This is a genomic window from Paraburkholderia madseniana, assembly GCF_009690905.1.
Classification (GTDB): Bacteria; Pseudomonadota; Gammaproteobacteria; order Burkholderiales; family Burkholderiaceae; genus Paraburkholderia; species Paraburkholderia madseniana.
In genome coordinates this window covers 80,906-89,541 of sequence record NZ_VOSW01000034.1, presented here as the reverse complement: position 1 = coordinate 89,541, position 8,636 = coordinate 80,906, and the positions used below count along the sequence as shown (strand labels likewise).

Here is an 8,636-nt window from a genome sequence, read left to right as displayed (position 1 = left end):
CGATCTTGGCAGCGCACGGCAGGTACGCATCTCGTCGAACCAGACCATCATTACCGCTGGCGGCGGCGATCCGGCTGCCGTTGCCGCACGCCGTCAGCAGGTCGCGCGGCAGTATGAGATGGGCCCTGAGAATGTCGAGCGCGACAAATTTCAGGTGCGTCTCGCCAAGCTGTCCGGCGGTACCGCGATGATCCTCGCCGGCGGCGCCACGCCGGTCGAACAGAAGCGCCGGCTTCATCTGATCGAGGATGCAATCAATGCGGCACGCGCGGCGATTGCCGAGGGCATCGTGCCAGGCGGCGGGATGGCGCTGCTGCGCGTGTCCGCCGAACTCGAAGGCGTGATTGCGCGGACCCACGGCAGTGTGCAACAGGGTGCGAGATTGCTGCAGCGCGTGCTGGCGAAGCCGCTCTATCACATCGCGACCAATTGCGGCCTTGACGGCGCGGCGATCGTGTCCGAGGCGGTGCGTGCGAAACCGGGCGTCGGTCTAGACGCCCGCACGGGCAAGTTCGTCAACCTGATGGAGGCGGGCATCATCGATCCGGTCAAGGTCAGCTATAGCGCGGTACGCAACGCTGCTTCGGTCGCCGGCTTGATTCTGACCACCCAGACACTGATTGCCAAAAAGCCGGACACGATCGATCCGACCGCCGGCCCGGCGCTTGGCGCCGGCGCCGAATTGCTCGGCCGGAAATAGTGACACTACAACCGGTCGTCGGGTCAAGGACCGGCAAAAAAACGGCCGCTGCCGGCGTGTTTCGGGCGGCCATCAATAGACGGAGACAACAATGGATATCGGCGCGACTCCCCGATTCAATGCCGTCGCGATGGCGGCTCGGTACCTTGGTGCAATGTCCTCGATTCGCCTGCTCAAGCTCGCGTCGGGGGGGACAATCACATTCTGCGGTACATTGATTATTGTGTCCGATATGGGCACGGCGGCCGCTCCGCTGTTGCGAGGCATATTCGGTGCAATCAGCAGTGCGATGCCGTGAATGCCATGCCTGCCCGTTAAATCGGGCACGCCTGTCATTTTCATGAGCAAGGAGCCAGAGCTTGGATGATCGCGTTCGTAAGGCAGCCAGACCGGCGACGAGAACCGAGCGCACAACGCTTGCGGTCAGAGAGGTATTGGAAGGCCGCCGGCGCGGCGCACTGATGCTGCTGCCGTTTGCTGGACCGGCAGTGGTGGTCTCTGTTGCCTATATGGATCCGGGCAACTTTGCGACGAATATTCAGGCGGGCGCCAGATACGGTTACACGTTGCTCTGGGTGGTGCTGTTGGCAAACCTTGTGGCGATGCTGTTTCAGGCGCTCTCGGCGAAGCTCGGCATCGTCACGGGGCGAAACCTCGCGGAGCTATGCCGCGAACGGTTTCCAAAACCTGTCTTGCTGATCATGTGGGGTGTAAGCGAAATTGCCGCGATGGCAACCGATCTGGCCGAATTTCTCGGCGGCGCGATCGGACTTTCGTTACTGTTTCATATGCCCTTGCTCGCCGGTATGGCGGTCACGGCGGTAGTGACTTACGGCCTGCTGTTGTTCGAGAGCGCCGGTTTCCGTCCCCTTGAACTGGCGATCGGGGCACTCGTCGGCATCATTGGGTTGTCCTACCTTGCCGAGCTGTTCATTGCGCCGATCGCGTGGCCGAGTGTCTTAGTCCATACGTTTTCCCCTCAATTGCCCGACGCGAATGCGCTCACGATCGCCGTCGGTATCGTGGGTGCAACGGTGATGCCGCACGCGCTTTTCCTGCACTCCGGACTAACGCAGCGGCGAGCACCCGCGAGAACGGAGCGCGAGAGGGAAAAGTTACTGAAATTCTCGAATATCGAGGTCGTTATCGCACTGACCATCGCCGGTCTCATCAATATGGCGATGGTTATCATGGCCGCAGGTGCATTTCATCACGGGCATCCTGAGGTGGCGGAGATCGAGACGGCCTATCACACGCTGGCGCCGCTATTAGGCATTGGGGCGGCGGGGATTTTTCTGTTGTCGCTGATCGCTTCGGGCGTATCGAGTTCCGTGGTCGGCACGATGGCGGGTCAGATGATCATGCAAGGGTTCGTGGGCTTTCGCATTCCGTTATGGTTGCGCCGGGCCGTCACGATGGTGCCGAGTTTCGTCGTGGTGGCGCTTGGGGTCAATGCGACTCAGGCGCTCGTCCTCAGTCAGGTTGTATTGAGCCTTGCGTTGCCGCTGCCGATGGCCGCGTTGCTATGGTTCACCTGCCACGAGGACGTCATGGGCATATACAAAAATCGCGCGTTCATCGCCGTGATCGCCACGCTGGCGGCATTCGTGGTCTTATTGTTCAATGTCGTGTTGATACTGCAAACGTTCGGCGTCGAGATTCCTGGCTTGCCAGGCTGAATTCGCAATGCAGGCATATACTAATCAGCGATCGCGCCGCTGGGTTTGACTGACAGTCGAACAAAAAAGCACGCCGCGACATACTTGCGAGTCACGCCGAAGCCAGCCGCAGAGCAGGTTCCGGGCTGACCCATCGCATAGGAGGAGAGTTGTGACGAGACAGCAGCTCAGCACCATGTCGGGTCTTGGCAATCAGGCCGCTATGCGCCGGGTAGTGGCTAACGCGCAGCGTGCGAACGACCGTCACTCGGACAGGGTCACGATGCTCGCATGGGAGCGTTTTCTCGCGGGCGAGCCGTCGACGTCCGCGCCTTCGGCCCTGATCGACTCCTGGCGACGCAGTCTGCAATCGGGGGTCAATCCCACTGCGGGATCGGCACCGTTCGCGGTTCATGGCGACGCAGTCGAGGCGCTGCGCTGGCGGCACCGGGAGTTGCTGGCGGCGTCTGATCGTCTTTTCACCGTGACCGCTGATCTTTTTGCGGATTCGCATTCGATCCTGCTGCTCACCAATCAGGATGGTGTGATTCTCAAGGCCGCAGGAGACTTGCGTACGTTGGCGGCCGGCGAAAAAATTCATTTGACGATGGGCGGCGACTGGCGTGAAGGCCAGGCCGGCACCAACGGCATCGGCACCACGCTCGCCACCGGCCACCCCACCTATATCCACGGCTCTGAGCACTTCTGCGAAGGGATCAAATCGTGGAGTTGCGCGGCGGCGCCGATTTGCGAACCTGGCACCGGCAAGATTCTCGGCGTGCTCGACATTTCCGGGCCGCCTTCCACCTATCAGATCAACAACCTCACTTTAGCGGTAACGGCTGCGCGTCAGATTGAAATGGTGCTGGCCGAGCAAGCGGCTCGCGAGCATATGCGCCTCTTGGCCTTCTGTTTGCAGCGCCTGTCGTCATCCGATGCAACCGGGATGATCGCGATCGATCGGGCCGGGCGGCTTGTGCATACCACCGGCCGGGTGCCATTGCCGGTCAGCATCGGAGAACGCTTCCCCGGTATGGATGAGAACTCCGCGGTGGAGGACTGGGCGCAACATCTGCCCAAAGGCTTGCATGCCGACTGGCTCAACCCGGTTGTGGTCGATGGCAACACGATCGGCGCCATGCTCGTTGTTCCCGTGCGATCGCAACCCATCAACGCCCGGATCGCCGAGCGCAGTGGCGAGGCCGATCCGCAGCGCAGTTGCTTCGCGCAGATCCAGGGGCAAAGTGCAGCCATGCTGGCCGCCATCAACCGGGGTCGTCAGCTTGCCCGCAGGCGTGTTCCGGTTCTGATCGAGGGCGAAACCGGGGTCGGCAAGGAACTCTTCGCGCGCGCCATACATGGCGAAGAAGGAGGCGGCGGGCCTTTCGTCGCGTACAACTGCGGAGCGGCGTCGAAAGAACTGATCGCCAGCGAGTTGTTCGGCCACGTGCGTGGTGCCTTTACGGGCGCGACTGCCGAAGGGCGGCCGGGCCGATTCGAACTGGCTCACGGCGGCACGCTATGTCTCGACGAAATCGGCGAGATGCCGCTCGAACTTCAACCGGTCCTGCTGCGCGCCCTCGAGGAGGGCGTCATTTACCGGCTTGGGGACACCCAGCCGCGGCGCGTCGACGTGCGCCTGCTGGCAATGACCAATCGCAATCTGCGCGAAGAGGTCGACTCGGGCCACTTCCGACGCGATCTCTATTACCGCATCAGCGTGACGCGTATCCGCATTCCGCCGCTGCGCGAACGGGACATCGACATCGATCTCCTCGTCGCGTTTTTCAACCGGCGACTCGCGCAACGCCACGCGGTGCCCGAGCGACGACTAAGCGACGAAATCATGGCGGTGCTACGCGCTTATTCATGGCCCGGTAATGTCAGGGAGATGCGCAACGTCATCGAAAATCTGCTCCTGACGTCCAGCGAAGAGGTGGTGACGCTCGATGAGCTGCCTGCTGAGCTGCTCGACGAAACCGGCACCGCAGGCGTTGTACTGCCTGTGCACAAGCAATCGGGCAGTCTGGAGGAAACGGAGCGTTTGGCCATCGTCCGGGCCGTGCAGGATGCTCACGGCAATCTCGCTCAGGCGGCCCGCTCATTGGGTGTCTCGCGTAGCACGCTATATCGCAAGCTGGAACTCTATCAACTGGACGCCATCGCCAGAACGACAGGCGAATGAGGCGTTGCCGCAGATCTGCCGCCAATTGAACCGCCCCGGGAATCGTGGAGGCGGGTTGGTTTAAGTTGATACCGGCACAGCAGCGCCCGCTCGTGCGCAACACATAACTTTTATCTATCGCGCCTTTTGATTAATTTGATGCCGGCAGCGCTGAATAATCGTCCGCGGTGAGCCGTTATACACCGATGCTCTCGGGATCCACCGCACGCAATCGCAGGGGACGTAAGGATAATGAAAAAAATGACGATTGTTCGCTGGCTCGCTATGACACTCGGTGGCGCGTTGCTCGCGCTGGCGGTGGTCAGCGGCTACGGATTAATGCAACTTCGCGCATCCTATCAGCGTATCGAAGGGCTGGAGACGCGCACGGTGCCGAGCCTGAAATCGATATCAGCCGCGCTTGATAACGTTGCCGCAATGCGGCTTGCCGTTTACCGCTATGTGGTCGACGGCGTCGACGATGCCAGCCGGTCAGGCATGAAACGGGAAATTGCCGAATCAGACCGTCAGTTTGACGATGTGATTGCTCGCGCGCTGGCTCACGAAGTCTCCGACGACGTCGATCGAAAACTGTTCGAAGCGGATCGCACTCGCATGGCCGCGTATCGCGACGCCCGTCAAACGTTCTTCGAGAAGATGCAGGTGGGCGAGCGCGATGGCGCCCTCGCGATGCTTCACGACGGCGGCGCCGTTCATAACGCTGCGCTGGCGCTGAACGATGGGCTGCACGAGCATCTGAGCGAGGACATCGCTCGCAGCAACCTCGTGCGCGAAGAAAACGCAAATGCCTACCGATTTGCGTTCAGCCTGATGCTCGCCGTTGCAGGCGCAGCACTCGTGGTGACCGGGGTACTGGGGAGCCGCCTCTATGCGCTTATCAGCCAGGGTATGCGTCAGATGCAGGAAACGCTTCAGCGGGTCAGCCAGTCACTGGATCTTTCGCAGCGCGCAAGCGTTGTGCGAATGGACGAGATCGGTCACACGGCAACGGCATTGAACAGCCTGCTTGAGCAGATGGCCGGCGTTGTCGCCGAGGTGCGTTCATCGAGCGATGCGGTCGGTGTGGCGTCGAAACAGATTGCTGCCGGCAACCTCGATTTGTCTTCGCGTACCGAACAGCAGGCCGCGTCGCTGCAACAGACGGCCAGCAACCTCGGCGAGCTCACGGCAACAGTGCAGCAAAACGCCGACGCAGCGCGCCAGGCCAACGCGCTTGCTATCAGCACGACTCGAATCTCTGATGAAGGAAATATGGCGGTCGAACGGATGGTCGACACGATGAATGAAATCGCGTCGAGTTCCTCGCGGATCGCGGAAATCATATCGATGATCGAAGGAGTCGCCTTCCAGACCAACATTCTCGCATTGAATGCGGCGGTTGAGGCGGCGCGGGCGGGCGAACAAGGGCGGGGCTTCGCGGTTGTCGCGGCGGAGGTGCGCAGTCTTGCACAACGTTCTTCGTCTGCTGCGAAGGAGATTAAGGATCTAATCGAGCAATCAGTAGCAACGATTCGATCGGGCTCGCAGCAGGCGCAAGAAGCGGGGCGCGCTACCGCTGAGGTGCAGCAGGCGATACGCCGGGTCGCAGGCATTGTCGAAGAAATCGCTGCGGCGTCGGATTTGCAGGGTCATGGCATCGAGGAAGTGAACGTGGCCATCGGTCAGATCGATCAGGTTACACAGCAAAATGCGGCGCTGGTCGAAGAGGCGGCGGCCGCTGCGCAATCGCTCGACGAACAGGCGACGCGCCTCGACGAGACTGTTTCCATCTTTAAAGTAAGCTCCCGCGTGTAATTCTGGCGTGTGCAATCGTGACACCCACTGCTGATCCGGACGATGGCTGGCGTGTTACGAATGCTCTTCGATCTCGCGCCGGGTCGCGGCTGAAGAAATGATGGCCGAAGCTGACAACAGGGCCCAGAGCGCAAACCCGCTTATTGCAGCACTTGGGATCAGCGAAAGAAAAAATGCCGAAATGTCGCCGACATTGGTGCCCCACCATCTGATGGCGGCGACAGCCACCCAGTAGCTTGTGGCACCGAACTTCATTAAGCGTGTTCTCGCAATCAGGATCAGAAGCAGTGCTAGCGTTGCGATTGACGCGGATATTGGAACGCCGATCCTGACTGAATTGAAGGCGTGGCCAATTGCGTCCGCTGTTGCTGTTCCAAGGGTTCCCGCGATCAGCATAGTCAGCCAATAAAAGCCGTCTGTTTGCAATGCGCCCTTTGTTTGTTCGAGTGTCGATCGACGTCGTAGCGTCACAATTCCGATGAAGACTATCACCAAGGCGGTAACAACGTCGAAGTAGGTTAGACGCGCGTGGTCTATCGAATAATCCGCAATATTGGTTGCTGCCGCTCGCACAAGGAGTATGGCGATCCAGTAAAAGGCTTCGCTGCCTTTGGCGCTTGCACGCTCAACAAGCACCAATATCGCAAACATAAGCGCTAGCACGATCAGGCCTTTGGCCGGTGCCAGCTTGAGGACGTCGGGAATGATGTCACCCAGGTTCGTTCCGCAGATGCTCGCAATCATGATCGCCGCCCAGTATCTGGCGCCGACGTTTGGGGTGACTTTCAAACGCATGGAGATTTCCTGTTGATTGTTTGAGGAAGCGGCGACGATTTCGGCTGCCACGGGACCCGGTCAACCTTCCGTCCTCAGCAAGTCGAAGCAGCACTGGCCTAAGGTCGTCAGACTGACTAATAGAACGCGCTCAGGCACGAAAGAGGCGGCCAGCGGGCGCGTTCAGCAATCCCATACTGGCCCAGGAGGACTTACGCAACACTGACAAAGTAAAAGGATTATTTCTACGTTCGAGTAGTCTTTTGAATTGAGGCTTGCGCACGAACTTGCGCTGAATCTGAACTGTCGGCGACGTCGCGATCATGCGCTCGAAGCTGGCCGGGACGAGATGCTTTCGTACCACCGCCTAAACGATTGGTGAGATTCGGGAATCGGCATTTTCAGAGCATTTGCCGCGAAATCGACGGTAACGAGGGTCGTAACGTCTGCTACTGAGAATTCGTCGCCAGCGACAAACGGGGCACTTTCGAGTCGTGCATTGAAATCTGCGAAGAAGTTCAACACGCGCTGCTTGCTACGCTCGACCAATGCGGGAATCTGCTCGTAATCGTGCGGCCCCGACAATGCTCGTCCCTTCAATCCGGGCAGAGCATTTCGAGCGGCTTCCATGACCGCGGCGAAACCATCCAGCTCCGCGCGTCGCTCCCACATGGTGACGAGTGCCTTGCCCTTGGCTGTCGCACCAAGAAGGGGCTTGTGTGGATAGGTTTCCTCAAGATAGCGCCAAATTGCGGGCACTTCCGTGATTACTGTTCCATCGGCGAGTTGCAACGCAGGAACCTGCATTCGCGGATTCACCGCCTTGAAAGCGTCTGAAAATTGCTCTCTGCTACCAAGATCAATCGTTCGTTGTGCAATTTCGATACCCTTCTCGGCGACAAAGACACGAACACGACGGGCGTTTGGTGAGCCTTTAGACTCGTACAGGAGAGGTGTTTCGATTGGCATTTTGTCAATCCCTTATGTCTGATGAGGTAACGGACGTTGGTGGGTCGAAGTCGTGCACCATGGAAAGGTCCATTTCGGCATACTGAAGTTGCAGCGTCGGGGGCGACGATATAGTCGGAGAAGGCCAGCTATTGACTTGTGACTGAACGCGGTTGGAAGAAGGGAACAGGCTTAAGAATCAGATTTTCCATATCGACAAGCGTGTCTTCTTCTAACGCGACGCGCCGGTATGCTTGCCAGTCCGGATCTGCCTCCATGGCGTCGCGGCGTTGCTCGCGGTCTGCCAAACTATCGTATTGCCAGAGATGAACAACCCGGCTAAGCGGCCCGATGTGGGTCACAAAGAAACCATAGGGCTCACCAAGATATTTTCGCTGAAGCGGCAACGCCAGGCGCTCGTAGGTCTCCAGAAATCGGGCGAGCCGGTTCGGCTTGATGGTGTAAGTACGGTGATCGAAGATCATTCTCTAGTTCCAGGGCATCTGGCCAAGGTCACACTCGGGCCACACTCGAGTTTCTGATCCAGGTGCGTCGGCGTCGGCGTCGGCGTCGCGTG

Annotated in this window: 8 protein-coding genes; 5 read left to right on the top strand and 3 right to left on the bottom strand. The window is 59.4% G+C overall.

Annotated features, from left to right (window positions below; genetic code table 11):
- From FSO04_RS19325 to FSO04_RS19305, 5 genes are all read left to right on the top strand, one after another.
- Positions 1–700, top strand: a 700-nt coding sequence (locus tag FSO04_RS19325) for a TCP-1/cpn60 chaperonin family protein (RefSeq protein WP_325063529.1), incomplete at its 5' end; no start/stop codon positions are given.
- A gap of 91 nt (positions 701–791) precedes the next feature.
- Entirely contained in the window at positions 792–998 is a 207-nt protein-coding gene (locus FSO04_RS19320; protein WP_154561454.1) for a hypothetical protein, read from the top strand.
- Between the two features lie 61 nt (positions 999–1,059).
- A complete protein-coding gene (locus FSO04_RS19315; protein ID WP_154561452.1) occupies positions 1,060–2,379 on the top strand; it encodes an Nramp family divalent metal transporter in 1,320 nt (439 codons plus the stop codon).
- Between the two features lie 151 nt (positions 2,380–2,530).
- A complete protein-coding gene (locus tag FSO04_RS19310) occupies positions 2,531–4,543 on the top strand; it encodes a sigma-54-dependent Fis family transcriptional regulator (protein ID WP_323138137.1) in 2,013 nt (670 codons plus the stop codon).
- A 240-nt stretch (positions 4,544–4,783) separates the two neighbouring features.
- Positions 4,784–6,337, top strand: a complete 1,554-nt coding sequence (locus tag FSO04_RS19305; protein ID WP_154561450.1) for a methyl-accepting chemotaxis protein — start codon at positions 4,784–4,786, stop codon at positions 6,335–6,337.
- 54 nt (positions 6,338–6,391) lie between these two features.
- Here FSO04_RS19305 and FSO04_RS19300 read toward each other — a convergent pair whose 3' ends face one another.
- The 3 genes from FSO04_RS19300 to FSO04_RS19290 form a co-directional block, all read right to left on the bottom strand.
- Complete coding sequence (locus FSO04_RS19300) at positions 6,392–7,183, bottom strand: COG4705 family protein (RefSeq protein WP_154561448.1); 792 nt, start codon at positions 7,181–7,183, stop codon at positions 6,392–6,394.
- A 249-nt stretch (positions 7,184–7,432) separates the two neighbouring features.
- Complete coding sequence (locus FSO04_RS19295; protein WP_154561446.1) at positions 7,433–8,080, bottom strand: glutathione S-transferase family protein; 648 nt, start codon at positions 8,078–8,080, stop codon at positions 7,433–7,435.
- Positions 8,081–8,208: 128 nt separating this feature from the next.
- Complete coding sequence (locus FSO04_RS19290) at positions 8,209–8,544, bottom strand: NIPSNAP family protein (RefSeq protein ID WP_154561444.1); 336 nt, start codon at positions 8,542–8,544, stop codon at positions 8,209–8,211.
- Positions 8,545–8,636 lie beyond the last annotated feature (92 nt).